Source organism: Rhizobium sp. CRRU65 (genome assembly GCF_048551595.1).
In the GTDB taxonomy this organism is placed as follows: domain Bacteria; phylum Pseudomonadota; class Alphaproteobacteria; order Rhizobiales; family Rhizobiaceae; genus Rhizobium; species Rhizobium leguminosarum_J.
On record NZ_JBLYZH010000016.1, the window covers coordinates 20,296 to 44,615 of the forward strand.

26 protein-coding genes are annotated in these 24,320 nt (G+C 61.6%); 9 read left to right on the forward strand and 17 right to left on the reverse strand.

What is annotated here, in order from left to right; all coding sequences use genetic code 11:
• Window positions 1-2 precede the first annotated feature (2 nt).
• From ACM5SV_RS27100 to ACM5SV_RS27110, 3 genes are all read right to left on the reverse strand, one after another.
• Window positions 3-479: a GNAT family N-acetyltransferase gene (locus tag ACM5SV_RS27100; RefSeq protein ID WP_113547052.1), complete on the reverse strand. Its 477-nt coding sequence runs from the start codon at window positions 477-479 to the stop codon at window positions 3-5.
• On the reverse strand, window positions 466-1,017 hold the full coding sequence (locus tag ACM5SV_RS27105) for an AAA family ATPase (RefSeq protein ID WP_222018337.1): 552 nt from the start codon (window positions 1,015-1,017) through the stop codon (window positions 466-468). The genes ACM5SV_RS27100 and ACM5SV_RS27105 overlap by 14 nt, the downstream gene beginning before the upstream one ends.
• A gap of 175 nt (window positions 1,018-1,192) precedes the next feature.
• Window positions 1,193-3,574, reverse strand: coding sequence for a methyl-accepting chemotaxis protein (locus tag ACM5SV_RS27110; protein ID WP_222018339.1), 2,382 nt, complete (start codon window positions 3,572-3,574; stop codon window positions 1,193-1,195).
• 650 nt (window positions 3,575-4,224) lie between these two features.
• Here ACM5SV_RS27110 and ACM5SV_RS27115 point away from each other — a divergent pair.
• The 3 genes from ACM5SV_RS27115 to zwf all read left to right on the forward strand — a co-directional run bounded on the left by ACM5SV_RS27115 (window position 4,225) and on the right by zwf (window position 8,256).
• Window positions 4,225-5,499, forward strand: coding sequence for a hemolysin family protein (locus ACM5SV_RS27115; RefSeq protein WP_222018340.1), 1,275 nt, complete (start codon window positions 4,225-4,227; stop codon window positions 5,497-5,499).
• Between the two features lie 125 nt (window positions 5,500-5,624).
• Window positions 5,625-6,395 carry a trans-aconitate 2-methyltransferase gene (gene tam / locus ACM5SV_RS27120; RefSeq protein WP_222018342.1) on the forward strand — a complete coding sequence of 257 codons (771 nt, stop codon included), beginning with the start codon at window positions 5,625-5,627 and terminating at the stop codon, window positions 6,393-6,395.
• Between the two features lie 352 nt (window positions 6,396-6,747).
• Window positions 6,748-8,256 carry a glucose-6-phosphate dehydrogenase gene (gene zwf, locus ACM5SV_RS27125; protein ID WP_221966243.1) on the forward strand — a complete coding sequence of 503 codons (1,509 nt, stop codon included), beginning with the start codon at window positions 6,748-6,750 and terminating at the stop codon, window positions 8,254-8,256.
• Between the two features lie 33 nt (window positions 8,257-8,289).
• Here zwf and ACM5SV_RS27130 read toward each other — a convergent pair whose 3' ends face one another.
• From ACM5SV_RS27130 to ACM5SV_RS27140, 3 genes are all read right to left on the reverse strand, one after another.
• Window positions 8,290-8,631, reverse strand: a complete 342-nt coding sequence (locus ACM5SV_RS27130; protein ID WP_017993372.1) for a hypothetical protein — start codon at window positions 8,629-8,631, stop codon at window positions 8,290-8,292.
• A 77-nt stretch (window positions 8,632-8,708) separates the two neighbouring features.
• Complete coding sequence (locus ACM5SV_RS27135; RefSeq protein WP_012756589.1) at window positions 8,709-9,164, reverse strand: NUDIX hydrolase; 456 nt, start codon at window positions 9,162-9,164, stop codon at window positions 8,709-8,711.
• A 97-nt stretch (window positions 9,165-9,261) separates the two neighbouring features.
• Window positions 9,262-9,654 (reverse strand): hypothetical protein, encoded by a 393-nt coding sequence (locus ACM5SV_RS27140; RefSeq protein ID WP_003546502.1) that lies wholly within the window; start codon window positions 9,652-9,654, stop codon window positions 9,262-9,264.
• A gap of 223 nt (window positions 9,655-9,877) precedes the next feature.
• Here ACM5SV_RS27140 and ACM5SV_RS27145 point away from each other — a divergent pair, with 223 nt between their 5' ends.
• Both ACM5SV_RS27145 and ACM5SV_RS27150 read left to right on the forward strand, forming a co-directional pair.
• Window positions 9,878-11,443: a helicase HerA-like C-terminal domain-containing protein gene (locus ACM5SV_RS27145; RefSeq protein WP_222017605.1), complete on the forward strand. Its 1,566-nt coding sequence runs from the start codon at window positions 9,878-9,880 to the stop codon at window positions 11,441-11,443.
• Between the two features lie 347 nt (window positions 11,444-11,790).
• Window positions 11,791-13,383: an ABC-F family ATP-binding cassette domain-containing protein gene (locus ACM5SV_RS27150; RefSeq protein ID WP_222017607.1), complete on the forward strand. Its 1,593-nt coding sequence runs from the start codon at window positions 11,791-11,793 to the stop codon at window positions 13,381-13,383.
• A gap of 7 nt (window positions 13,384-13,390) precedes the next feature.
• Here the strand turns inward: ACM5SV_RS27150 and ACM5SV_RS27155 are convergent, their stop codons facing one another.
• Window positions 13,391-13,888, reverse strand: a complete 498-nt coding sequence (locus ACM5SV_RS27155; RefSeq protein WP_222017609.1) for a metal-dependent hydrolase — start codon at window positions 13,886-13,888, stop codon at window positions 13,391-13,393.
• Window positions 13,889-14,271: 383 nt separating this feature from the next.
• Here ACM5SV_RS27155 and ACM5SV_RS27160 point away from each other — a divergent pair, with 383 nt between their 5' ends.
• Window positions 14,272-15,798: an ABC-F family ATP-binding cassette domain-containing protein gene (locus ACM5SV_RS27160; RefSeq protein WP_221973333.1), complete on the forward strand. Its 1,527-nt coding sequence runs from the start codon at window positions 14,272-14,274 to the stop codon at window positions 15,796-15,798.
• 166 nt (window positions 15,799-15,964) lie between these two features.
• Window positions 15,965-16,582 carry an outer membrane protein gene (locus ACM5SV_RS27165; protein WP_012756584.1) on the forward strand — a complete coding sequence of 206 codons (618 nt, stop codon included), beginning with the start codon at window positions 15,965-15,967 and terminating at the stop codon, window positions 16,580-16,582.
• Between the two features lie 59 nt (window positions 16,583-16,641).
• Here ACM5SV_RS27165 and ACM5SV_RS27170 read toward each other — a convergent pair whose 3' ends face one another.
• The 3 genes from ACM5SV_RS27170 to ACM5SV_RS27180 all read right to left on the reverse strand — a co-directional run bounded on the left by ACM5SV_RS27170 (window position 16,642) and on the right by ACM5SV_RS27180 (window position 18,728).
• Window positions 16,642-17,421, reverse strand: coding sequence for a VOC family protein (locus ACM5SV_RS27170; protein ID WP_130709836.1), 780 nt, complete (start codon window positions 17,419-17,421; stop codon window positions 16,642-16,644).
• Between the two features lie 79 nt (window positions 17,422-17,500).
• Window positions 17,501-17,965 (reverse strand): DUF1579 domain-containing protein, encoded by a 465-nt coding sequence (locus ACM5SV_RS27175; RefSeq protein WP_221966248.1) that lies wholly within the window; start codon window positions 17,963-17,965, stop codon window positions 17,501-17,503.
• A 34-nt stretch (window positions 17,966-17,999) separates the two neighbouring features.
• A complete protein-coding gene (locus ACM5SV_RS27180) occupies window positions 18,000-18,728 on the reverse strand; it encodes a DUF899 domain-containing protein (RefSeq protein ID WP_128439264.1) in 729 nt (242 codons plus the stop codon).
• Between the two features lie 88 nt (window positions 18,729-18,816).
• Here ACM5SV_RS27180 and ACM5SV_RS27185 point away from each other — a divergent pair, with 88 nt between their 5' ends.
• Window positions 18,817-19,263 carry a MarR family winged helix-turn-helix transcriptional regulator gene (locus ACM5SV_RS27185; RefSeq protein ID WP_012756580.1) on the forward strand — a complete coding sequence of 149 codons (447 nt, stop codon included), beginning with the start codon at window positions 18,817-18,819 and terminating at the stop codon, window positions 19,261-19,263.
• A 344-nt stretch (window positions 19,264-19,607) separates the two neighbouring features.
• Here ACM5SV_RS27185 and ACM5SV_RS27190 read toward each other — a convergent pair whose 3' ends face one another.
• Complete coding sequence (locus tag ACM5SV_RS27190) at window positions 19,608-20,030, reverse strand: organic hydroperoxide resistance protein (protein WP_003546481.1); 423 nt, start codon at window positions 20,028-20,030, stop codon at window positions 19,608-19,610.
• Window positions 20,031-20,155: 125 nt separating this feature from the next.
• On the opposite strand from ACM5SV_RS27190, the gene ACM5SV_RS27195 reads away from it, so the two are divergent.
• Window positions 20,156-20,641, forward strand: a complete 486-nt coding sequence (locus ACM5SV_RS27195; RefSeq protein WP_017993366.1) for a MarR family winged helix-turn-helix transcriptional regulator — start codon at window positions 20,156-20,158, stop codon at window positions 20,639-20,641.
• Between the two features lie 59 nt (window positions 20,642-20,700).
• Here ACM5SV_RS27195 and ACM5SV_RS27200 read toward each other — a convergent pair whose 3' ends face one another.
• The 6 genes from ACM5SV_RS27200 to ACM5SV_RS27225 all read right to left on the reverse strand — a co-directional run bounded on the left by ACM5SV_RS27200 (window position 20,701) and on the right by ACM5SV_RS27225 (window position 24,237).
• Window positions 20,701-20,925: a hypothetical protein gene (locus ACM5SV_RS27200; RefSeq protein WP_003546479.1), complete on the reverse strand. Its 225-nt coding sequence runs from the start codon at window positions 20,923-20,925 to the stop codon at window positions 20,701-20,703.
• 225 nt (window positions 20,926-21,150) lie between these two features.
• The gene (gene rpsU, locus ACM5SV_RS27205; RefSeq protein WP_003546477.1) at window positions 21,151-21,390 is read right to left on the reverse strand and encodes a 30S ribosomal protein S21; all 240 of its coding nucleotides are present in this window, start codon (window positions 21,388-21,390) and stop codon (window positions 21,151-21,153) included.
• A 56-nt stretch (window positions 21,391-21,446) separates the two neighbouring features.
• A complete protein-coding gene (locus tag ACM5SV_RS27210) occupies window positions 21,447-21,731 on the reverse strand; it encodes a hypothetical protein (RefSeq protein ID WP_012756578.1) in 285 nt (94 codons plus the stop codon).
• 251 nt (window positions 21,732-21,982) lie between these two features.
• The gene (locus ACM5SV_RS27215) at window positions 21,983-22,192 is read right to left on the reverse strand and encodes a cold-shock protein (protein WP_003546468.1); all 210 of its coding nucleotides are present in this window, start codon (window positions 22,190-22,192) and stop codon (window positions 21,983-21,985) included.
• 326 nt (window positions 22,193-22,518) lie between these two features.
• Window positions 22,519-23,253 (reverse strand): L,D-transpeptidase, encoded by a 735-nt coding sequence (locus tag ACM5SV_RS27220; protein WP_003557650.1) that lies wholly within the window; start codon window positions 23,251-23,253, stop codon window positions 22,519-22,521.
• 177 nt (window positions 23,254-23,430) lie between these two features.
• Complete coding sequence (locus ACM5SV_RS27225; RefSeq protein WP_222017611.1) at window positions 23,431-24,237, reverse strand: L,D-transpeptidase; 807 nt, start codon at window positions 24,235-24,237, stop codon at window positions 23,431-23,433.
• Window positions 24,238-24,320: the final 83 nt, after the last annotated feature.

Here is a 24,320-nt window from a genome sequence, read left to right on the forward strand (position 1 = left end):
CTTCACCATTGAGGCCTGGTTCGCAATTCCTTTGTCAGCACGGGGTTTTCACCACCGGCCTCAACGACGGTCCATTCGAGCGCCTCGTAGAATCCGACGGCGTCTCGCGCCGCATTCACAACCAATCTCTTGACCCCGTGCCGTGATGCGAATTTTTCGAGGCCGGCCATGAGCAACCGCCCGTACCCTTTTCCCTGGCATTCCGCCCTGATCGCGACGGTTCGCACCCACGCCGCCGCATCGTCCATCAGATCGAGGCGAGCCGCACCCACCGGAGTATTTTCGAGCAAAAGCAGCAAAGGGAAATGCCCATCCCTTCGATCATCGGGATGGTTCGCATCATAGCCAATCAACCCGCGGGCCTCGAAAAGGACAGCGCGGCGGATGTCGTGGTAGGCGTTCCAGTGTTCATCCGCAGACACTTGGACGACCATCCAGGCGTCTTCGCCCTCGTCATTCGGAAATCTAGGCTCGTTCATCGATGGCCTCGTCGATGCTGTTGGACAACCGGCAGGCAAAATCGGTGACGGCCTCACGGCTCGATAGCAGGAATTTCGGACGGGAAAAGACCGAGAACAATCGGGTGTGCGTCTCGAAGGAATTCCAGTTGTTCGTTCTACTCCGGTATTCGGCCACCCACTTCAAAAGGCCATCGAATTGGGTTTGGGACTCGCCGCCCTGGATGCCTCGCTCCTTGATGTTGGCGATGCATTCCTCCTCCGACAGATCAATCCAGACCAGGATCGTCGTGCGGCTGAGGACCATGTTCGCCAGTTGCCCGTAAACTCCCTCCATAACCCAGACATCGCGCTCGGCCGCTGCCATGACCATCTCATCCCGCAACGCCCTGTCGCGAGCGATGCCGTAGCCCCCCGGCTCCCAATGCATGTCATCAAGGTGGACAACCGGATGGTGAAGCTGCTCGCCGATACGACGGGCAAGCCATGTTTTACCCGCGCCGCCATTGCCCATGATGAGCATGCGGTCAAAGGCGGCTGAGGGATTGGGAAACGTCATCGGCAACTCCGAGGACTTTGCGCTGATGCTGGTTTTGTGTGACCTTAGCGCGAGATATTGAATGCTTTCAAATCAAAATTGAGCGCGCGCCATCCTTGCAGCTGTGTGGAAAAACAATGTGCCGCCCTCGAGGGCGCGTGTGGCGCGGCGCTTAGCAGCGTCGCGCGCCAAATGTCTAGAACTCTTCCCAGTTGCCCTCGGTCGAAGCCGGTGCGGCTGAGGTGCCGAAGGCGGCTGCGAGCTTGCCGCCGAGTGCGCGGGCCGGCGAGGGAGCGGGCCTGGCATGGTCGGTGGCCGAGGCGGGAACCTGTCTACGCGCCGCAAGCGTCGCCGCGACCGGGCGTGCCAACGGCTTGGCAGCCGTCCGGGCGACGGGGGCCGCCTTTGCCATCTGGCCGAGATTGAACTGTGCCAGGCGCTCCGAGAGAGCGGACACCTCGGTCACCAGCGTGTGCGAGGCGGCATTCGATTCCTCGACCATTGCGGCGTTCTTCTGGGTCGACTGGTCCATCTGGTTGACTGCCGTATTGATCTCCAGGAGACCCGTCGACTGTTCGCGGGCGGCCTGGACGACCGCCTGGACATTGCTGTTGATCTGCTGGACTTCGGAAACGATTGCCTGCAGCGCCTTGCCGGTCTGACCGACGAGATCGACGCCACGCTTGACCTGGGCGCCGGACGAGGTGATCAGCGCCTTGATCTCCTTGGCGGCCGTCGCCGAGCGCTGCGCCAGTTCACGCACTTCCTGCGCGACCACGGCGAAGCCCTTGCCGGCCTCCCCTGCACGTGCTGCCTCAACGCCTGCATTGAGGGCCAGCAGGTTGGTCTGGAAGGCGATATCGTCGATCACGCCGATGATGTTGGAGATCGACTGCGAGGATTGCTCGATGCCGGTCATGGCGTCGACGGCATTGCGCACGATCTCTCCGGACTTTTCTGCACCATCCTTGGTGCGGCTGACGAGCGTTCCCGCTTCTTCGGCGCGAAGGGTGGAGTCCTTGACCGAGGTGGTGATCTGCTCGAGCGCGGCGGCGGTCTCCTCGACGGAAGCGGCCTGCTGTTCGGTGCGGCGGGCGAGATCGTCGGCGCCGGAGCGGATTTCTTCCGAACCGGCCTGGATGACGGCAGCGTTTTCGGAGAAGGAAATCAGGGCTGCCTGGAGCTTTTCGACAGACGCATTGAAATCGACGCGGATTTCGTCAAGTGAGTCGGCAAACGGCTTTTCCAGCCGGATGGTCATGTCTCCATTGGAAAGGCTGGCCAGTCCGTTGCCGAGTTCGCTGACCGCGAACTTGATCGAATCCTCGCGGGCGGCATGGAGGACGGAACGTTCCTGCCGTTCGATCTCTTCGCGGGACCGGGAGGTTTCCGCATCGGCTTCCAGCTTGATCTTCTGGCGATTGCTTTCCAGCAGGATGGCGAGAGAACGCGAGAGGTCGCCGATTTCGTCCTTGGCATTCTTGTCGCTTAATTGCACGTCGAGCTGGCCATGGGCGATGCGATCGGTCTCGGCGATCACGCCCTCTATGCGGCGGATGAATTTGCGGGCGATGAGCCAGCCTGAAAAACCGAGCAGAAGAGCAGCGACGGCGGTGATCGCAACGGCGCTCCAGGCCATGTTGTTGAGCTGGGCAAAGACGGTGGATTTGGGCACCGAGACGACGGCGTACCAGTTCAGGTCATTCGTCAGCTTTACCGGATAGGCGACCGAGAAATAGGTCTGGCCGTCCGGGCCTGCGATCTCCTGCGCGAGGCCGGGCTTGGCGATCAACTGATCCCAGCCGGCAGTCAGATCGCCGCCGTCCTTGATATTCTTGCCTGCGAGTTCTGCGGAAGGATGGCTGATGATGCTGCCGGTGCCCGTCACGAGGCTGAGATAGCCAGTCTCCATCGGGTGGACTGCCGAGATCGCCTTGTTGGCGTCGTCGAGCGAAATGTCCATGCCGGCGACGCCGAGCGCCTTGCCATCGACCATGATCGGCTTGGCGACCGAGGTCATCAGCACGTCCTTGCCGTCGACCGCATAGACATAAGGTTCGATGACGACAGTCTTTTTCTGGGTAAAGGGCAGCTGGTAGTAATCGCCGGCGCCCGACACGCCATAATCGACCAGCGGCGTGTGCTGGATCTTGTCGCCACTGCGGACCCAGTAAGGCACGTAGCGGCCCGTCGTGTCGTGGCCTTCCTTGCCGACAAAATCCTTGTCCTTGCCGTCGAAGGCATTCGGTTCCCAGCCGGTCCAAACACCGAGCGCCATCGCATTATCCTGCAGCATGTTCTTCAGCAGGTCGTCGGCGGCCGCACGATTGGCGTTTCCGCCCTCCTTCATCGTCGACAGCGACGTTTCCAACGCATTGACGATACCGAGCGCCACGCTCATGGATTTCTCGACGTTGAGCGCATTGGCAGCAGCGATCTGCAGCATCTCGTCGAGGCTCGATTTGCGCATATCGTTGTAGGCGATGTAGAAAAGAACGCCCGATGCCGCGATCGTGGCGATGACACCGCAGGCCGCCACGGAAAAAATGTTGCGTCCGGTCGCCGATTTGAACTGCATGCGCTTAACCTCCTCAAGCGGGCAGGTCGTCGATCGCGCACCGATCTATTCCGTCCCGGCTTCCCCAGACCGAGAACTGATTTCAGGACGTGGCTGCACGTCACGGAAATCGTTCGCAATTTGGAGAAAATACGGACAGGCTGTTAATTTACGGTGTATTGCGGCAGCTTTCCTTATGACTGGCTGATCGCCGCGCCTCTTTTAAGACGCGCAAACGCGATGGTGCTGCCGTTGGCGAAACTGTCACATCAAGACGCTATAAGGATTTTCGCCCGGCGCCTCTTGCGTCGGCACTGTTTCACCGTCAAAATTGCGACATGCCTGACAGCGACCCATCCAGTACAAGCTCCGCCCCTTCCAACCGGGATCTCCCGGCCGAGGAAGCAGGCGACCATTGTAGACGGTGCGATGACCTCCGCCTCGCGTCAAGCATATCAATGCTCCCGCAGAGAGGGCCGCTTCCCAGACCATTGCCGCTGACGGGCGGCCGCGGCTCACTTCAGAGGAGCGGTCTGATGGAACCTGCACTGATGTCAACACTATGATGGAGAGACGACAGGCGATGCGTATATGCGTATAAGAGCGTCCCTTCGAATGCCTCGCCGCTTCGCCTGATGAATGCGGCTACAACCTAAACGAATAGGGTCCCTGTGTTTCTGGAAATTGGAATTGTGGCGTTTCTCACCATCCTGAATGGTGTGCTCGCCATGTCGGAGCTGGCCGTCGTGTATTCTCGAACAGCTCGCCTAAAGGTCCTCTCCGACAATGGAAGCAAGGGTGCAGCTCAAGCGATCAAACTTGCTGAAAACCCTGGTCGTTTTCTCTCAACGGTGCAGATCGGCATCACGCTGGTCGGCGTTCTATCCGGCGCTTTCTCGGGGGCCACGCTCGGCGGCCGCCTGAGCGGATGGCTAGAAGCCCAGGGAATGTCATCGACGGCCGCTGATGCCATTGGCGTAGGTTCAGTCGTCGTGGCAATCACATATCTTTCGTTGATCGTCGGCGAACTTGTTCCAAAGCAGATCGCATTGCGGGAACCCGAAGCGGTTGCGGCCAGGGTCGCACCCGCTATGGCGGTCCTTTCAAAAATTGCGCTGCCACTCGTGTGGCTTCTAAACGCCTCCGGAAACCTTGTGCTCAAACTCTTGGGCCAAACAGGAAAAGCTGGCGAAAATGTCTCAGACGCAGAAATCAAAACTGTTCTGGCCGAGGCGCAGTCGGCTGGAGTGATCGAAAGCGAAGAGTCCGCGATGATATCAGGTGTCATGCGGCTGGCGGATCGCACTGCCCGAGCGCTTATGACGCCCCGGCGGGACGTCGAAATTATTGATATCGACGACAGCCTTGATGAAATTCGGACCCAGTTGCACAGGACGAAGCGGTCGCGGTTGCCCGTTCGAAAAGGCAGTTCGGACGAGGTGATCGGCATCCTTCCGGTCAAGGACTTCTACGACGCGATGTCCGAACACGGCAGTGCCGACATCAAGTCTCTGACGCAAGACGTCCCGGTGGTTTCAGACCTTTCAACTGCCATCAATGTGATTGAGGCAATCAGGAAATCGCCCGTTCACATGGTGCTGGTTTTCGACGAATACGGCCACTTCGAGGGGGTTGTCTCGTCAGGTGACATTTTGGAAGCAATCATGGGGGCTCTGCAGGAGGGGCCTGTCGATGAACAGGCCATCGCTCGGCGAGACGACGGCTCTTATCTCGTGTCGGGCTGGACGCCAATTGACGAGTTCGCTGAATTCTTAAACCTCAAGCTCGATGGCGACTTGGAATATCAGACGGTCGCCGGCCTGGTGTTGGAAGAGTTGAAACATCTGCCGGAATTGGGCGAGAGCTTCACGAGAGATGGATGGCGCTTCGAAGTCGTCGATCTCGACGGGAGGCGCGTGGACAAAATACTTGTCTCGGCTGAGTGAAGATCGGCGGGTGCCCTCGTCGCTGGCGACTTCGCCGATGAGGTCGTCAATCTCGACGGCCGCAACATCGACAAGATCCGCATCCACCACATGGACGATGTGGCCTGACAGCAGGAGTGAACGCCATGGCATGGTCCGCCAACCAATATGTGAAATTCGAGGATGAGCGCACGCGACCGGCGCGTGACCTGTTGGCACAGGTGCCGCTGCAAAACCTTCGTCATGCCATCGATCTCGGCTGTGGCCCGGGCAATTCGACCGAGCTGATCATCGAGCGCTACGGGGCGCAGGGCGTCTCGGGCGTCGACAGCGACATGAACATGCTGGAGGCGGCGCGCAAGCGGCTTCCGGGCACTGCCTTCGTCGAGGCCGATCTCGCCCGCTGGCAGCCGGACGAACCCGCCGACCTCTTGTTTGCCAACGCCGTCTTCCAATGGCTGCCCGATCATCTCGATATCTTCGACCGGCTGATGGACGGGCTTTCCGAAGGCGGCGTCCTGGCCGTGCAGATGCCCGATAATCTCGGCGAACCCTCACATCTGGCGATGGAGGAGACGGCGCATGCCGGACCGTGGAAATCCGCCTTCGAGGCGAAGAGCGTGCGCCGCAGGTCGCTGCCGCCGCCATCCACCTATTACAGCCGGCTGATCGCCAAAGCCGCGCATGTCGATATCTGGCACACCGTCTACAATCACCCGATGGCGGATGCGGCGGCGATCGTCGAATGGGTGAAGGGAACCGGGCTGATGCCCTATCTTGCCCATGCCGGCGAAGAGCATCGTGAGGCGTTCCTGGCGGATTACCTGGAGCGGTTGGAAAAGGCCTATCCCAAGATGTCGGATGGACGGGTGCTGCTCAGGTTTCCGAGGATCTTCATGGTGGCGGTGAAGGGGTAAAGGCGGCCGCTGCCGGCATGTCCGGTTCGCGCCGATGGTAGCCCTCACCCTAAACCTACCGTGTGGCTTGCCCCTCACCCTAACCTTGCCGGGGTCGAGCCACTCGTCTCGACCCGTCCTGCGGACCCCCGTAAACGGGGCGAGGGGACGTGCCATGCGAGAGGCTGGCGGGGAACGGAGAGGTCGCGGCATATCCCCTTCGCCCCGCCTGCGGGGAGAAGGTGCCGGCAGGCGGATGAGGGGCGGCCGCGAGCGCCAGAGGATGTCAAATGCCTGTTATCCCTCGCCTGCATATGTTGCGGCGAGACCGGCACGCAGTATAGTCGGCCGGAAGATCCAAGGAGATGACATCATGGACGCTGCCCCTACCCCGCCGGTCACCCTCGTCATCTTCGGCGCCACGGGAGACCTGACGCGCCGCCTGCTGGTGCCGGCGATCATCAATCTGACGCGCAGCCGCCTGGTCGGCGAGGATCTCCACATTCTCGGCATCGGCATCGAGCCGGGTGACGACGAGTTCCTGCGCGGGCGGCTCGACCAATTCCTCAGCCATCTGAGCGGCGAAGCGCCGATGGTGAAGGACGAGGCCTGGGAAAGCCTGCGCCGGCGCATTTCCTATACGTCCGGGGATTTCACCAAGGACGATATTTTCGTCGAGATCGGCAAGCGGCTGGGGCCGCATGCCAATGCCGCCTTCTATCTCGCGGTGCCACCCTCCTTCTTCGGCACGATCGTCGAGAAACTCGCCGCGCATGGGCTGACCGATGAAAGCGACGGCGTCTTCCGCCGCGTCGCGATCGAGAAGCCGTTCGGCACCGATCTCGCCTCGGCGCAGGCGCTCAATGCACAGATCCTCGCGCAGGTCGGGGAGAGCCAAGTCTACCGGCTCGACCATTTCCTCGGCAAGGAAACGGTGCAGAACCTGATGACGGCGCGTTTCGCCAACATGATGATCGAGTCCTTGTGGAACAGCCGCTACATCGACCACGTGCAGATCACCGCCGCCGAGATCGTCGATGTCGGCAGCCGCGGCAAATTCTACGATGCGACCGGCGCGCTGCGCGACATGGTGCCGAACCATCTCTTCCAACTGCTGGCGATGATCGCCATGGAGCCGCCGAACAGCTTCGATGCCGAAGCGATCCGCAATGAAAAGAGCAAGGTGCTGAAGGCGCTGCGCGTCTATACGCCTGAGGAGGCCAAGACGCATGGCGTGCGCGGCGCCTATGCTGCAGGCCCGCTCAATGGGGCTCAGCTTCCCGCCTATCGCGACACCAAGGACGTCTCGCCCGACAGCAGGACCGAGACCTTCGTGGCGCTGAAGCTCTATGCCGATACCTGGCGCTGGGCCGGCGTGCCCTTCTATCTCAGGACCGGCAAGGCGCTGACGGCGCGCGACACCGAGATCGTCATCACCTTCCAGCCGGTGCCCTTCGCGCAGTTTCGCGAGACCGACGTCAAGCGCCGCCTGCCGCCGAACCGGCTGGTGATCCAGGTGCAGCCGGATGAGGGCATGAGCATGGAAATCTCGATCAAATCGCCGGGGCTTTCGGTCGATACCGTGCCGGTCTCGCTCGATTTCCGCTATGCCGACAAATTCGATATTGCCAAGACCACCGGCTATGAATCACTGCTCTACGATCTCTTCATCGGCGATCAGACGCTGTTCCAGCGCGCCGACGGCATCGAAGCCGGATGGGCGGTGGTGCAGCCCTTCCTCGATATCTGGGCGAACGACCAGAGTGTGCCTGACGCCTACGCGCCGGGCAGCATGGGACCCGCCTCAGCCGACGAACTGATGCAGCGCGACAGGCGGCAGTGGCATGAACTCGGCGTCGTGCTGCACAAAAACGACAAATAGCCGGTCCTGCTTTCTGATCTGGGGCCTATCCTGTCAGCGGCAGGCGTCGCTTAGCGTACCGTCGCGCTCTGCCGCGCGGTACTGACGCGTTCCGGGCCGCGGGCAGATGGTCCGATCGGACGGAATGACGACGGTGATATCACCGGTTTCGACTGGATCGAGCGGAATCATGAGTCCGCCATTGGATTCCGCTCCCGGCACAGTGCCGGGTGGCATGCCGCCGAAGCGGCCGCTAGAGTCCATATCAGCAAGCGCCTGGGAGAAGGCCGGAGCGACGAAGCCGAGGAGAATGATCGAGGCTGCTGCAAGAAACATACGCATGATGCTATTCCCTATGGTTTCAGCGATGCGACAGAAACAGCAGAACGACCTCATTGTTCCCCCGGAAGCGGAGGCGGACGATCAAAGTTTGGCGATCGGAATATGGCACCTCAGAGCGGGCGATCTCCGGCTCAATCGCGCCAGCGCGACAGCAGCCTGTCGAGACCTGTCGGATAGAGATCGATGCCGGCGTCCCGCAGGCTGTCGCGACAGAACCAGCGCGCGGTCGCCGCCGTCTCGTCGAGCTCGGAATAGTGGATTTCGTCGCGCTCATAGAGCGATGCATCGGCCAGTTCGATATCGGCGGCAAAGATGTATTCGTGACCGGTCGCGCCGTGATGCTCGTAGATGTTTTCAAGCAGATGCCAGGGGCCGACGATGCGGATATCGGTCTCGAGTTCCTCCTGGAATTCGCGGTGCAGGGCTTCTTCGCGGCTCTCGCCGAATTCAATCGCGCCGCCAAGCGGGCGAACGCCCTTGATGCGGCCGCTGTCATCCTCCACTTCGGCGGCAAGCAGCTGGTCTTTCCGCCAGGCGAGGCCGATCACCTTCACCCTGATCTGCTGCGATGGGCGCCAGACGGTCACGAACTCTCCTTTCATAGGGACAGGGCTTGCTTTTCACCCCGGTATAGCGAGAACAGTGAGCCCCGCAACAAAGCGAGGCTCCTGCCGATCCCTCGTCTCAGACGAACTGGCTGAGGCCCGGAACGGAAGCGACGACCTCATCGACGACCTCTTCGCCGGCATATTGCTTGGCGATCGCGATGGTTTCCTTGGCAAGCGAAGTGATCTCGCCCATACCGAGGCCCTCACCCATCAGCTGCTGGCCGAGCCCCATGATGCCGCCACCGCCGAGCGAGCTCATCAGCCCGCCGAGCAGGCCGCCGCCGCCGGCGCCTGCGCCGTTGAACTGGGCAACGAGATCGGCGCCGCCGGGGATCGCTTCGATCATCTTGGCAACCGGGCCATCGGCGGCCTCGCGTTGCAGGAAGCCGAGCATCATGCCGAGCGCTTTTTCGGCGAGGTCCGGCGCAATACCCACGCGATCGGCGATCTGGGTTACAATTTCATTCATGTCAGCCTCCTGTTTTTTGACGTTAACGTCAACGTTAATCGAGATTCGACGGCAACTCAAGCCGGCCCCTCCCCGGGCCGCACTTTGTCCGGTTTTGCTTTCAATGCAAACAGTTGTCGGCATGCACCTGCCTGCTTATAACAAGGAAACGATGGTTCGATGAAGGTGGCAGAAGCACGCCTTCTCATACAAATGGCGGCAGAGCCCCAAGGGAGCATTCCGAATGATCGAGGATGGCAAGATTTTCATCGGCGCGAGCCGCAACCCCGATGACAGCATCAACAAGCCGGAATATCTCGACCTGAAATTCGGCAACCGTCACGGCCTCGTCACCGGCGCTACCGGCACCGGCAAGACGGTGACGCTGCAGGTACTCGCCGAAGGTTTCTCCCGAGCCGGCGTTCCGGTATTTGCGGCCGATATCAAGGGCGATCTGTCCGGCATCGCCGCCAAGGGCGAGCCCAAGGATTTCCTGACGAAGCGCGCCGAGCAGATCGGCTTCACCGACTATGAATTCGACCAGTTTCCGGTGATCTTCTGGGATCTGTTCGGCGAGAAGGGCCACCGGGTGCGCACCACCATCGCCGAGATGGGGCCGCTGCTGCTCGCCCGCCTGATGGATGCCTCCGAACCGCAGGAAGGCGTCATCAACATCGCCTTCAAGATCGCCGACCAGGGCGGGCTGCCGTTGCTCGACCTCAAGGATTTCAGCTCGCTGCTCAACTATATGGGCGAGAACGCCAGCCAACTTTCCAACCAGTACGGCCTGATCTCCAAGGCCTCGGTCGGCTCGATCCAGCGGGCGCTGCTCGTTCTCGAACAGCAGGGCGCCGAGAATTTCTTCGGCGAACCGGCGCTGAAGATTTCCGACATCATGCGCACCAGCAACAACGGCTACGGCCAGATCTCGGTGCTGGCGGCCGACAAGCTGATGATGAACCCGCGGCTTTACGCCACCTTCCTGCTCTGGCTGCTCTCCGAGCTCTTCGAGGAATTGCCCGAGGTGGGCGACCCCGACAAGCCGAAGCTCGTCTTCTTCTTCGACGAGGCGCACCTGCTCTTCAACGATGCGCCGAAGGTGCTGACCGAACGTGTCGAGCAGGTGGTGCGGCTGATCCGTTCCAAGGGCGTCGGCGTCTATTTCGTGACGCAGAACCCGCTCGACGTGCCGGAAACGGTGCTCGCCCAGCTCGGCAACCGGGCGCAGCACGCGCTTCGCGCCTATTCGCCGCGCGAGCAGAAGGCGGTGCGGACGGCGGCCGATACATTCCGTGCCAATCCGGCCTTCGATTGCGCCACCGTCATCACCAATCTCGGCACCGGCGAGGCGCTGGTCTCGACGCTGGAGGCCAAGGGCGCGCCTTCGATCGTCGAGCGCACGCTGATCCGCCCACCCTCCGGCCGCGTCGGCCCGGTGACCGATGACGAGCGCCGTCAGATCATGGACAGGAGCCCGGTTCTCGGCGTCTATGACGAGGATATCGACCGCGAATCCGCCTTCGAACTGCTGGCCGCACGGGCGAAGAAGGCAGCCGATGCCGAAGCCGCCAAACGGGCGCAGGAAGAAGCGCCTCAGCAACAGGGCGGCACAACCTCCGGCTGGAACCTGCCGGGCTTCGGCGGCGGCAATGACGACGACAACCAGGGCCGCGGCCAATCGCGCGGCCGGACGTCCAGCTATCAGCGCGAAACGGTGGTGGAAGCGGCAATGAAGAGCGTGGCCCGCACGGTGGCAACACAAGTCGGCCGGGCGCTGGTGCGCGGGATCTTGGGAAGCTTGAAGCGGTAGGGTTGCGGCGAGCTATAAAAGCCCCTCATCCGCCTGCCGGCATCGACCGGGGTCGAGCCACAGGTCTCGCCCCGTCCTTCGGACCCCCGCTCGCGGGGCAAAGCGGAATAGCCGCAACCTCTCCGTTCCTCCCCTCTCGTAGGGCACGTCCCCTCGCCCCGTTTACGGGGAGAGGGTTAGGGTGAGGGGCAACTTCCCACGCCTTCTCTGATCGTTCCCCTTCTTGAACCCGCAGCATTTATTCCCTAAATTACCTGCCATCGACCATTTCAACAGGATGTGTGCCGCAATGGATTTCAACCCGATCGCAACGCCAGTTCGCCTTGCCAACGGGGAAAACCATATCCATGCCTGCATCCATCACCCTCTCCCAAATTTCGTGGTCCGCGCCTGACGGGCGGCCGCTTTTTTCCAATCTCGACCTGAGTTTCGGGGCTGAGCGTACCGGTCTGGTCGGGCGCAATGGCGTCGGCAAGACGACGCTGCTCAAGCTCGTCTCCGGTGAACTCCAGCCGCATTCCGGGACGGTATCCGTCAGCGGCAGTCTCGGCGTGCTACGGCAGAGCGTTCAGGTGACGTCTGACGAAACGGTTGCCGATCTCTTCGGCGTGACCGACGCCCTCGCTATTCTTCGCCATGCGGAAGCCGGCGAGGCAACGGCCGACGAGCTGGCATCCGCGGACTGGAGGCTAGAGGCGCGCATTGCCGCAGCGCTCAATCGGACGGGGCTCGACGCACTGCCGGAGACGCCGCTTGCTGTGCTCTCAGGCGGGCAGCGCACCCGTGCCGGGCTTGCGGCGCTTGTTTTCACCGAACCGGACTTTCTGCTGCTCGACGAACCGACCAACAATCTCGATCGCGAGGGCCGCGAGGCGGTGATCGCGCTGATGTCAGGCTGGCGGGCCGGCGCCGTCATCGTCAGCCATGACCGCGAACTGCTCGAAAGTGTCGATGCGATCGTGGAACTGACGTCGCTCTCTGCCACGCGCTACGGCGGAAACTGGAGCCATTATCGCGAACGCAAGGCGCTCGAGCTCGCGGCGGCACGGCATGATCTCACTGACGCCGAAAAACGCATCGCCGAGGTTGCCAGGAAGGCGCAGGCGACGGTGGAGCGTCAGGCGCAGAGGGACAGCACCGGGCGGAAAACGGCCGCCAAGGGCGGCATTCCGCGCATCGTGCTCGGCGGTATGAAGGAGCGGAGCGAAACGACGGGTGGCAACAATGCCCGCCTCGCCGACCGTCGGCGCGCCCAGGCACTGGACGAGGCAAGGGCGGCGCGCGAGAAGATCGAGATCCTGCAGCCCTTGTCGGTCACCCTGCCGCCAACCGGGCTGCCGACCAGCAAGACCGTCCTGAAAATGGATGGCGTGACATCGGGCTATCTGCCAGGCGATCCCGTCATCCGCAATCTTTCCTTCGATGTGACGGGACCGGAGCGTATCGCCGTCACCGGCCGCAATGGCTCGGGCAAGACGACGTTGCTGGCGCTTATTACCGGCGAGTTGAAACCCTGGGCCGGCACGGTCAACGTCATGACCGACCTCTCGATGCTTGATCAGAAGGTCAGCCTGCTCGATCCGTCGATCTCGATCCGCGACAATTTCCGCCGGATCAATCCGCTTTCCGATGAAAATACCTGCCGGGCTGCGCTTGCCCGCTTCATGTTCCGGGCGGATGCGGCGCTGCAGACCGTATCGACGCTCAGCGGCGGGCAATTGCTGCGGGCGGGCCTTGCCTGCGTGCTCGGCTCGGCACCGCCGCCGCTGTTGATCCTCGATGAGCCGACCAACCATCTCGACATCGACTCGATCGCCGCGGTCGAGGCCGGACTGCGCGCCTATGACGGCGCGCTGCTCGTCGTCAGCCACGACGAAACGTTCCTTCAGAGCATTGGGATCACGCGGCGGTTGGAACTGTCGCCCGCCGACCCGGGATAATTCCGGCTCATGCCTGCTGCCGGCCTCCGACGCGACGGCTCCGGCAGACGGCGACGATCAACGCGGTTACGCAGATCAGGAATTCAAGAGCGAAGGTCCAATGCAACATGAAACTCACGACCCAATTGCTGTAGGTCGCCGGCACCGTCGTCAGCTCGAATTTCGACCAATCGAATGGCGCTAGCCAGAGGATCGGCGCGGCGACGGTATCCATGATCATGTGGAGCATGACGGCTGCGAAAAAGACGGCGGCCGCGGGAAACCAGCGCGACGCCAGCCGTCCGATCACCGGCAGAGCCACGACGGCGAGAGCAAGCCAGAACAGCGGCCAGTGCGAGACATAGTCGTGATGATGGACCTTGCCGCCGGTCAGAAAGAAATAGACCATGTCGAAATCCGGAAGCACGCTACCGACCAATGCCGCGGTCATGATGCCGGGCGCAGCGGATCGCTGCCGCGCGGCGCTCGCCAGAATGTAGCCTGCCGGCAAATGGGCAATGAGCATGCGTCTTGTTCTCCCGGTCGGCCCCGAGGAATCCTCTATGCACGGTTTGTGGCTGGAAATCGGCGCACGTCCGGCTCCCTTGCCTCTTCTTGCGGGCAATGTTATTTGGATCGCTCAAGCTTTTGAGAAAGGAGGATCACGCAATGCAGTATTATTTTCGGTTTAATCGCCAGCGTGGTCCCGTCAACGCCCTGCAAATGCGTTTGCAGGGCTGACCAGAGACCGTTTCTCGACATCTCTTCCTGGTCTGCCCTTCGTGGCCAATGCGACGCCGTAGATGACAGCGCGCATTCCTCTCATTTCCCGGGCTCGAACCGCGCAATCCCGTGATGGCTGAACGCCCCGGAGCGCGCTTGATACCCGGTCAAGACCAGAGAACGATCATGACACTCATCAATATCCGCAATCTCGGCGTGACGCTGGGCAGTCCGTTGTTTTCCAAGCTCAATCTCGTCGTCAATGGCGGCGACCGCATTGGTCTCGTCGCCGCCAACGGGCGGGGGAAATCGACGCTGCTTGCCTGCATCACCGGCGCGCTGGAGCCAAGCGAGGGCGAGATCACCAAAGCGCGCGGGCTGACCGTCGGCCATGTCGCGCAGAATGTGCCGCCTGCCCTTTTCGACACGCCGTTCTACGATACGGTGCTGCAGGCGCTGCCGGCCGATCAGGCCGAAAGCGAAAGCTGGCGGGTCGACGTGGTGCTGGAATCGCTAGATGTGCCGGAGGTCATGCGCGGCCGGCCGCTGAAGCAGTTGAGCGGCGGCTGGCAGCGGCTTGCCATGCTTGCCCGCACCTGGGTGAGCGAACCCGACGTGCTTCTGCTCGACGAGCCGACCAACCATCTCGACCTCGAAAAGATCGCGCAGCTGGAGAGCTGGCTGAATGCGCTGCCGCGCGACGTGCCGGTTGTCCTGTCCAGCCACGATCGCGCCTTCCTCGATGCGACGACCAACCGGACGCTGTTCCTGCGGCCGGAGCAATCGCCGGTCTTCGCCCTGCCCTATACAAGGGCGCGCGCCGCCCTCGACGAGGCCGACGCTTCCGAAGCCCGGCGCTACGAGCGCGACATGAAAGTGGCGGAGCAACTGCGCAAGCAGGCGGCCAAGCTCAACAATATCGGCATCAACTCCGGCAGCGATCTGCTCGTCGTCAAGACGAAACAGCTCAAGCAGCGGGCGGAGAAGCTGGAGGATACGGCAAAACCGGCGCATCTGGAGCGCTCGGCCGGCGCCATCCGGCTTGCCAATCGCGGCACGCATGCCAAGGTGCTGGTGACGCTGGAGGATGCGGCGGTGACGACGCCGGATGGAACGCTGCTGTTCAAAACCGGCCGACAATTCATCTGCCAGGGTGACCGCATCGTGCTGCTCGGCCTCAACGGCGCCGGCAAGTCGCGGCTGGTGTCGATGCTGAAGCAGGCGATCGAAAGACCGGATACGGCGCGGGACGGCGTCAAGGCGACGCCTTCGCTCGTGCTCGGCTATGGCGACCAGGCGCTTGCCGATCTTGCCGACACCGATACGCCGATCGGCACAATCATCCGCCGCTTCGATGTCGGCGACCAGCGGGCGCGGGGCTTGCTGGCTGGCGCCGGCATGACGATCGACATGCAGGCAAAACCGATCGGCCAGTTGTCCGGCGGCCAGAAGGCACGGCTCGGCATGCTGGTGCTGCGGCTTGCGGAACCGAATTTCTACCTGCTCGACGAGCCGACCAACCATCTCGACATCGAGGGACAGGAGACGCTGGAGGGCGAGTTGATGGCGCACGAGGCGAGCTGCCTGCTGGTCTCGCATGACCGCAGTTTCGTGCGGGCGGTGGGAAACCGGTTCTGGCTGATCGAGAAGAAGCGGCTGGTGGAAGTCGAGAGCCCGGAGGGGTTCTTTGCTTCGTTGGGATCAGGCGTGTGATGGGTGGCGCGGCGTGCCGCGCCGCCCCATCCTTCGCGAGGGTTCGCAACAAATCTCAATGTTAAAAGACACTCCGCAACGTCGGCGCGGGGCATGGTTTCTTGAGAGCCGGGCGGTGTCGCAATCGCCCTCTCGGCTTTTCTTCCCATGAACACGAGGCATCTCCATGCATATCAGATTAGTCGCCTGCGCCGTCCTGGCGCTTTCGGTTGCCGTTCCGGCCGTTGCCGCCGATCTCACCTATGAAACGCCGCCGGCGCCGTCCGCCGGAGAGGTATCTTCAGCCTATGACTGGTCGGGCTTCTATCTCGGCGCCCAAGGCGGATATTCCTGGAGCCAGGCAAAGATCCTCGGCTCGGATCAGGATATCGACAGCGGCACGTCAGGCCTGCATGCCGGCTATAATTTCCAATCCGGAAATATCGTCTACGGCATCGAGAACGACTTTAACTACAACTTCGAGAAAAATGACAATGCGAACCTCGAATGGGATGCCTCGGGCCGAGCTCGGGTAGGTTACGCTTGGGATCGCACCCTGTTCTTTGCAACGGCAGGCGTGGCGGCCGGCGGCGGCAAGGTCGACATTTCCGCTGCCGGAAAGAAGGACGGCATCCTGATCGGCTGGACGGCCGGCGGTGGCATCGAACACGCGGTCACAGACAATATCCTGGTGCGCGGCGAATATCGCCATTCCGATTTCGGCAACAAGGACTTCGGCTCGACCATCGGCGATGTCGGCGCCACGCAGGACAAGGTCCTGTTCGGGACCAGCTACAAGTTCTGACGGAAGGCAGCGGCGGCAGCCGTATGAGGGTCCTGCCGCACGATGCCACCCCTAAAAACCTACCGCCTCGGTGCGACCAGACAGAAGAAGGCGCCTTGCGGGTCGGTGGCCTGGATGATCCAGCTGCCGCCGGGGACTTCCATCGGGCCGTTGACCACCTTGCCGCCGCCTGAGGTGACGCGTTCGATCGCGGCGTCGAGGGTCGGCACGATGAAATAGTAGCACCAGAAGGGCATCGGCATGTTTTCCGGCTTGGTCATCATGCCGCCGATCTGCCTGCCATTGTGGGCGAAGAGATAGTAGACGCCCATCGGGCCCATGTCGAAATCGCTGTGCTTCGTCCAGCCGAACAGCTTGGAATAGAAGGCCAGCGCCTGTTCGCCATTACCTGCGTAGAGTTCGTGCCAGCCGATATTGCCGGGTGCGTCGAAGGCCAGTTCCGGCATGGGCTTCTCCATCGGCGCCGGCGTCATGATGCAGAGCACCGCGCCATGCGGATCGGCGACAACGGCGAAGCGGCCGATGGTCGGGATGTCTTCCGGCGGACGGCGGACCGAACCACCATTGGCGGCGAAATCCTTGGCCGACTGGTCGACGTCGTCGACATCGACATAACCCGTCCAGTTCGGTGGAATGCCCTTACCCTCGAGTTCGGCCGGAAATTCCATCAGGCCGGCGACGCCGATGCCGTTCGCCTCGAAGATCGTATAGGTGGGCATGCCCTCCATTTTCATTTCGGAGGTGGTCCAGCCGACGACCGAGCTATAGAATTTCGCGGCAGCCGATGTGTCGGGGGTCATCAACTCGCACCAGATGAACTTTCCATGCGTCTCGGACATCATACTCTCCCTTGTTCGACGCCCCTTTCCCGAGGCCTCTTTTTCGAAACCCCTTTTTCAAGGTTGAGCGCCGTGATTGTCAGATCTTGCGGGCGTAATGTGCTTCCATGAACTGCTTCCAGGAACCGTCAGGCTGCTTGGCGCTGGAGATGAAGGTGCGGTGATCGGCGTCGGTGAAGATGATCTGCTCGCGGTAATCGGCAAGCCCCTCGCTGTTGAAGTCGGGACCTGTGGTATAGAGGTCCAGCACATTGCCTGACGCGTCGAGCTCGCCCTCATAGACCCACATATAATCCATCATGCTGCCGATCCAGCTGCCGACGTATTTGCCTTTTGCGGCGTTGTAGCCGAGCGTCAGGATGCTGGTGGCCTCTTTGCCATCAGGCATGCGGCCGGTCCCTTCGGCGACGAACCAGATGCCGTGCAGTGAGCGGACGGTTTCCGTCCAGGGCTCGCTTCCCGTCATGTCGGGTGCGGTGACGGTCCAGTCGCCGATCAGTCTTTCCAGGAAGGAATGTTCCTTCAGCACTTCAGCGGTCTTCATCGTCCTCTTCTCCCTTGAGTGATGGTGGCCTATTTCAGTGACAGCAGGATGGCGCCTTCGGGGCCTCATCATATTCGTCGTGGCGGCGCACGAAATTCATCGTGCTGTCCTCGTTGCGGCCTTTCGGCGCGCGATCGAGGATCATCAGGGTGCCGATCAGTTCTTCCGGCCCGCGGGCATAACTCGAATAGGTATGGAAGATCTCGCCCCTGTCGTTTTGGTAGAAAGCGCTGAGGCCCGGCAGTTCGTCATTGGCGTCAGCCGGCTGCATAGGCGTGAAATTGTAAAAGACCTCGTCCTTGGCAAGATCCTCCGGGCTAAAAGATACGTGATAATCGAAATTGAAGTCGCTGCCGAAGGAAGAGACCCAGGGAAATTGCCAGCCCATGCGCTGTTTATAGGCGGCGATCTTGTCGAGCGGCGCGCGTGAAACGGCGACCCAGGTGACGTCGTGATGGTTCAGATGCGGCAGGGCGCCATCGACATGATCGGACAGGAAGGAGCAGCCGGTGCAGCCGGCGTCCCAATCCGGGCCGAGCATGAAATGGTAGATCAGCAACTGGCTGCGGCCGTCGAAGAGATCGGCGAGCGACCTCCTGCCCTCCGGCGTTTCGAAGACATAATCCTTGTCGACCTTCACCCAGGGCAGCGCCAGACGGGCGGCGTTGACGCTGTCGCGTAGCCGCGTCGCCTCCTTCTCCTTGGCCAGCAGGGCACGGCGGGCTTCGAGCCACTCTTCGCGGGACACAACTTCATTCTGCATGAAATGCGCCCTCCTCCGGCGCTTGCCGGTGAAGCCGGCTCATCTCCTTCTCCTTGACTAAATACATTGATATCAATAGAAATGGGGCATGTCAAATTCGATCGAGATTCCCTTTTCCACGACGCTATTGGTGCGCGACACCTGCCTCTGCCTGCATGTGCAGCGGGCGGCACGCGCGCTTGCCCGGCTGTTCGACGATGCGCTGAGGCCGGCCGGGCTGACCAATGGGCAGTTTTCGCTGATGATGTCGCTGAACCGGCCGGAACCACCGCCAATGGGGCCGGTCGCCGCCCTGCTCGCCATGGACCAGACGACGCTGACGGCGGCGCTGAAGCCGCTGCAGCGCAAGGGCTGGGTGAAGGTGATGGAGAACCCGAGGGACAGGCGCGGCCGGCTGCTGAGCCTCACCGTCGAAGGCAAGGCGGTGTTGGCGAGAGCGCTGCCGATCTGGGAAAGCACGCATGCGATGATCGACGGAAAGCTGCCGGATGGCGGCGCCGCAAGGCTTCGGCAGGACCTGCAGGCGCTGTCATGAATGATGGCAGAAACGCCCGGGCCGCCGGGCTGAACGCCGACCTCGTCACAGCGGACGGCTAGCGGCCGAATAGAGCAAGCCGATGGCTGCCCCTCACCCTAGCCCTCTCCCCGTAAAAACGGGGAGAGGGGACGTGCCCCGCGAGAGGTTGGCGAGGAACGGAGAGGTCGCGGCATATCCCCTTCGCCCCGTTTACGGGGAGAAGGTGGCGGCAGCCGGATGAGGGGCTGGCCTCACCGATCTCCTGGGCCGGGCTCTACTGCGTTCGTCTCAGGAGTTGAAGCGCGACGGCGTCCGGCCGAAGATGGAAGCTGCTCCCACACTTTTGCTGGGAATTGCTCCGATCAGGCGACGGTGACCGGGACCTCGGTCGAGGTGCGCATGGCGTGGCTGTAGGGGCAGACGATGTGGGCTGCGGCTGCGAGCTTTTCAGCGGTTTCGCGGTCGAGACCCGGAATGTTGACCGTCAGCGCCACTTCGATGCCGAAGCCGCCGCCATCTTCACGCGGGCCGATGCCGACCTTGGCGGAGACCGTCGTGTCCTCGGGAATCTTGACCTTCTGCTGGCCCGCGACAAATTTCAATGCACCGAGGAAGCAGGCGGAGTAGCCGGCAGCGAAAAGCTGTTCGGGATTGGTGCCGGTCGCGCCGTCACCACCGAGTTCCTTGGGAACTGTCAGCGTCACGTCCAGAACGCCGTTTTCGGAAACGGCGCGGCCTGCGCGGCCGCCGGTGGCAGAGGCTTTGGTCGTATAGAGAATAGGCATGACGATCTCCTTTGATTGGCCCTTCGATCGGGTTGGATTTTTATTATCGCACAATTAAATTGCACGCAAGTGAATTTTGCAAATTGCATTTCGGATTCGAAAAGAGGACAATCAGCGCCTCAGGGATGATGGATATGAAAGCGCAAACGACGAAGACGATGGAGATACCGCAAGAGGAGAAGCGGCTGGAAAAGCAGTTGTGCTTCGCGGTCTACGCGACAGCGCATGCTTTCACCCGCGCCTACAAGCCGATCCTCGACAAGGTCGGCCTGACCTATCCGCAATATCTGGTGATGCTGGTGCTGTGGGAACGCGGCGAATTGCCGGTGAAGACGATCGGCGAGCAACTGGATCTCGATTCCGGCACGCTATCGCCGCTGTTGAAACGGCTGGAACAGAGCGGGCTGCTCAAGCGCATCCGCGACCTGCGCGACGAACGGCAGGTGATCGTGTCGCTGACCCCGCAAGGTCAGGCAATGAAGGGGGAGATCGATACGATCATGACGGCGATCGGGCAAGCCGCAGGCTGCACGCTTGAGGAAATGGCCGAGATGCGCGACATGCTGCATCGGCTGCGGGGCAATCTCGGGCGGGCCGGCACGGGCGGCTGAACGCATTCATCCGATAGAGCCGGCACACCCGGTAGAGCGGGCGGGGGCGCGCCGAGAGATCAGGGCCGCGGCTTAGCCGGCGACCGGCGCTTCTTGGCAGGCGCCGCCTTAGGTTCGGCCTCGGCCTCCTGCTGCAAACGCAGCGCCTTCAGCTTCTCCGTCTTCTTGTCACGGGCCGATGCCTCGGCGGCGATAATCGCGCGCGCCGTGTGGTCGGTCGCTTCGGCCTTGTCGCGAGACGAAAGCTTGGCGGGATTGAAGAATTCTCCCTTGGTGGCGGTCATGTGCCCCTTTCCCAGGTGATGGCGGCGTTGCTGCATAGTTCCTCAAATCGAAATCGGTTCAAGGAATTATACTGAAATTCAAGTGTCACAGCCTCCTTTGCGCGTCTGGAAAAGACGCGCGGCGCTGTAAGCCATGGCTCCACGGCAGAAACCATGATTCACGGTTGGCCGTGATTCCGCGGTGAGCCCGTGATGCCACTGTTGGCCGTGATGCCACAGCCGGGATTAGCGGGTGGGGCGGAGAACCTTCTTCGGCGCCGGCAGCAGACCTTCGCGCTGCAACTTCTTGCGGGCGAGCTTGCGCTGGCGGCGAATGGCCTCGGCCTTTTCGCGGGCGCGCTTCTCGGACGGCTTCTCAAAGGCGCTGCGCGCCTTCATTTCCCGGAACAGGCCTTCCCGCTGCATCTTCTTCTTGAGCACGCGGAGCGCCTGATCGACATTGTTATCTCTGACGAGTACCTGCAAAACGATATCCTTCCTGTCGCGGCGGCCGCCGCACTGTCCAAATTAAAAACGCGGGACTATTTCCCGATTTTGATGCTCGAAAACTTCAGCCAGGGCTCGGCGCCGTCGGACTTGGCTGCCGCCTCGGGGGAAGCCCTCGACGGAGATTCACCGGTATCGATGTCCGCCTCAGTGATGCGGCGCTCGAAATTCTCTGCGTCGAACTGGACGCGATATTGCACATGCCCATGGTCGTTGGGCAGGATGCTGGAGATCCGGCACCGCTTATCGGCTTTCGCCGTGCGGGTGAGGCCCGATTTCAGCACGATCATGTCGCCGACTTTATAGTTTGGTCTGCCCATTTCAGCGTCCCTTCGACTCTTCGGCTGCTCACTCGGTCAATCAGAACGACCGGGGGTCATTCAGGAACGACCGGGCATTCCGGAAAAGCCTGCGATCAAAGCAAAAAGGCCGGGCTGGTACCCGACCTCTTCCAGTCACTCAGCCCGCCGCCGGTATCGGTAGCTCGCTGCCAGTACATCCGTGGTCAGCTTGCTGCCAGCACATGGCCAGCCTGCTGCCATATTCATGGCCAGCAGAGGCGAATGACAAATCATGCGGCCTGAAGGTTGTCAGCCGAATTCTTGCCGGACTTCTTGTCGCGGACGAGATCGTAGCGGATCTTCTGACCTTCAACGAGTTCGCGCATTCCGGCGCGTTCAACCGCTGAGATATGGACAAAAACGTCCGTAGAACCATCATCGGGCTGAATGAAGCCAAAACCCTTGGTGCCATTGAACCACTTGACGACGCCTGAATTCATAACGATCTCCTTTTCAACCGTTTGTGTTCGCCTGCGGAATAATCCCCGACAAGCCGTATCGATGTTGAGAGGATATCTGACGGAGCGCTCAAGCGCGTGGACAAAGGTCGCAAGCAATTCGATACGCACCATGTAGGATATTTACCGAATTAAGCAATGCTATTTCGGAAAATAATTCTCTCGCGGGCGCAAAATGAAGCTCTTGCCCCCGCGGAAAGCACCCTTTTTCCCCGGGGCAAAGCACTCGCTTGCCTGGGGCAAAGCATCTGCTTGCCCGGGAAAAGGATCAAGCCGAGGCGGCCGGATTGCGGCCGCCTCGGTGACGATTACTGCCAGACGACGATGGGCGCCTTTGTCGGCACGCGGTCGTAGAGATCGATGATATCCTGGTTCATCAGCCGCACGCAGCCCGACGAGACGGCCTTGCCGATCGAGCGCCAGTCGGGATTGCCGTGCAGGCGGTAGAGCGTGTCCTCTCCATTCGAGAAGATATAAAGCGCGCGGGCGCCGAGCGGATTCTTCAGACCCGGCTCCATGCCGCCGTTCTCGATCGAGTATTTGACGAGTTCGGGCTGGCGGGCAACCATCTCGTTCGGCGGCTTCCAGCGCGGCCATCTCTGACGCCACTGGATGACGCCCGAACCCTGCCAGGCGAAACCCTCGCGGCCGATGCCGACGCCGTAGCGCATCGCCATGCCGTCACCCTGGACGAGATAGAGGAAGCGCGACGGCGTATCGACGACGATGGTGCCGGGAGGCTGACCGGTGGGATCGACGACGCGCTGGCGATAATAGCGCGGATCGATCTGTTCGTAGGGAACGGCTGGAATGAGAAAGCCGCCGTCTTCGATGGGACCATACATGACGGCAAGCTCAGCCCCACTCGGCACGCTCGACGCACCCGGGGACTGGAACAGGCGCATGGGCGAACGGTAGGTGATCGTCGTATCGCCTGATGTCACGGTGTTGGCTGAGGAGGCGCAGCCGGCGAGCGCGGAGGCTGCGGTCAACGCCGAAAAGGAAAGAAAGCTGCGGCGGGAAAGATGTCTATCGAAGCTCATGACGCGGGACTGATTTCCTCTGATGCGGGAAGCCGGACGAGACGTCCGGATAAACCGGTGATTCGTCCAATGCCGATAACAACATCAAAAGATCTATCGGCTTGCGCCAAATAAACCATAGCTTCACGCAGACGTGTCCAGCCCGGAGCGGACGATATGGGTAGCGCTGTTGCAGCGCTACATCACAACGATCTGGGCCTTGGCCGAAACGCGGTCGTAAAGATCGATAACGTCCTGGTTCAGCATGCGCACACAGCCCGACGAGGTGGCCTTGCCGACCGACTGCCAGTCAGGTGTGCCGTGGATGCGATAGAGTGTATCCTGCCCGTCCTTGAAGATATACATGGCGCGGGCGCCGAGCGGGTTCATCAGCCCCGGATTCATGCCGCCATTCTCCGCCCCGAACGGGCGAACTTCAGGCTGGCGCGAGACCATTTCGACCGACGGCGTCCAGCGCGGCCACTTCTGCTTCCACTGGATGACGCCGCGCCCCGACCAGGCGTAACCGTCGCGACCGAGGCCGACGCCGTAGCGCATCGCCTTGCCGTTGCCCTCGACGAAATAAAGGAAATGCGCCTTGGTATCGATGACCACGGTGCCTGGACGCTCAGCCGTCTGATAATCGACCTCCTGGCGCAAGAACTGCGGCTGCACGCGGCTGACCGGGATCGCCGGCAGGGTGAAATCCTCGTCACGCTGCTGACCGTACATTGCCATGTGCACGGGATTGGTAACCGGCAGGCCATAGGTCTGGTGGAACTGGGTCTTGTAGAGTTCGCGCGTCTGCGGCACCGGCTGATCGGGGATCGGCCGCACCCGGCGCGGATCGACGCCGGGCGGCTGATAGAAGACTGGCGAGGTTTCCTGGACGAAGCGGGCGGGCGAATCGGCGGCGACATCGGGAATGAGGATGTTGCAGCCGCTCAGCGACGCAACTGCAATCACGAGCCCGGCAAGTGGGAAGACCCGGCGCAGAAAATTCATGGAACCACCCTTATCAACGATCGGCAAGACAGCGATATCTGCCGGGACGATGGCATCTGCGGCTGGCGCGAGGCTGGCGTTGG

Coding starts and splice junctions, on each gene's coding strand:
- ACM5SV_RS27100 (WP_113547052.1), bottom strand. CDS start 479: ATGAACGAGCCTAGATTTCCGAATGACGAGGGCGAAGACGCCTGGATG.
- ACM5SV_RS27105 (WP_222018337.1), bottom strand. CDS start 1,017: ATGACGTTTCCCAATCCCTCAGCCGCCTTTGACCGCATGCTCATCATG.
- ACM5SV_RS27185 (WP_012756580.1), top strand. CDS start 18,817: ATGTCAAATTCGATCGAGATTCCCTTTTCCACGACGCTATTGGTGCGC.
- ACM5SV_RS27210 (WP_012756578.1), bottom strand. CDS start 21,731: ATGGGCAGACCAAACTATAAAGTCGGCGACATGATCGTGCTGAAATCG.
- ACM5SV_RS27150 (WP_222017607.1), top strand. CDS start 11,791: ATGCCTGCATCCATCACCCTCTCCCAAATTTCGTGGTCCGCGCCTGAC.
- ACM5SV_RS27155 (WP_222017609.1), bottom strand. CDS start 13,888: ATGCTCATTGCCCATTTGCCGGCAGGCTACATTCTGGCGAGCGCCGCG.
- ACM5SV_RS27130 (WP_017993372.1), bottom strand. CDS start 8,631: ATGAGGTCGTTCTGCTGTTTCTGTCGCATCGCTGAAACCATAGGGAAT.
- zwf (WP_221966243.1), top strand. CDS start 6,748: ATGGACGCTGCCCCTACCCCGCCGGTCACCCTCGTCATCTTCGGCGCC.
- ACM5SV_RS27180 (WP_128439264.1), bottom strand. CDS start 18,728: ATGCAGAATGAAGTTGTGTCCCGCGAAGAGTGGCTCGAAGCCCGCCGT.
- ACM5SV_RS27140 (WP_003546502.1), bottom strand. CDS start 9,654: ATGAATGAAATTGTAACCCAGATCGCCGATCGCGTGGGTATTGCGCCG.
- ACM5SV_RS27225 (WP_222017611.1), bottom strand. CDS start 24,237: ATGAATTTTCTGCGCCGGGTCTTCCCACTTGCCGGGCTCGTGATTGCA.
- ACM5SV_RS27145 (WP_222017605.1), top strand. CDS start 9,878: ATGATCGAGGATGGCAAGATTTTCATCGGCGCGAGCCGCAACCCCGAT.
- ACM5SV_RS27160 (WP_221973333.1), top strand. CDS start 14,272: ATGACACTCATCAATATCCGCAATCTCGGCGTGACGCTGGGCAGTCCG.
- tam (WP_222018342.1), top strand. CDS start 5,625: ATGGCATGGTCCGCCAACCAATATGTGAAATTCGAGGATGAGCGCACG.
- ACM5SV_RS27195 (WP_017993366.1), top strand. CDS start 20,156: ATGATGGATATGAAAGCGCAAACGACGAAGACGATGGAGATACCGCAA.
- ACM5SV_RS27175 (WP_221966248.1), bottom strand. CDS start 17,965: ATGAAGACCGCTGAAGTGCTGAAGGAACATTCCTTCCTGGAAAGACTG.
- ACM5SV_RS27170 (WP_130709836.1), bottom strand. CDS start 17,421: ATGTCCGAGACGCATGGAAAGTTCATCTGGTGCGAGTTGATGACCCCC.
- ACM5SV_RS27200 (WP_003546479.1), bottom strand. CDS start 20,925: ATGACCGCCACCAAGGGAGAATTCTTCAATCCCGCCAAGCTTTCGTCT.
- ACM5SV_RS27220 (WP_003557650.1), bottom strand. CDS start 23,253: ATGAGCTTCGATAGACATCTTTCCCGCCGCAGCTTTCTTTCCTTTTCG.
- ACM5SV_RS27215 (WP_003546468.1), bottom strand. CDS start 22,192: ATGAATTCAGGCGTCGTCAAGTGGTTCAATGGCACCAAGGGTTTTGGC.
- ACM5SV_RS27110 (WP_222018339.1), bottom strand. CDS start 3,574: ATGCAGTTCAAATCGGCGACCGGACGCAACATTTTTTCCGTGGCGGCC.
- ACM5SV_RS27190 (WP_003546481.1), bottom strand. CDS start 20,030: ATGCCTATTCTCTATACGACCAAAGCCTCTGCCACCGGCGGCCGCGCA.
- ACM5SV_RS27165 (WP_012756584.1), top strand. CDS start 15,965: ATGCATATCAGATTAGTCGCCTGCGCCGTCCTGGCGCTTTCGGTTGCC.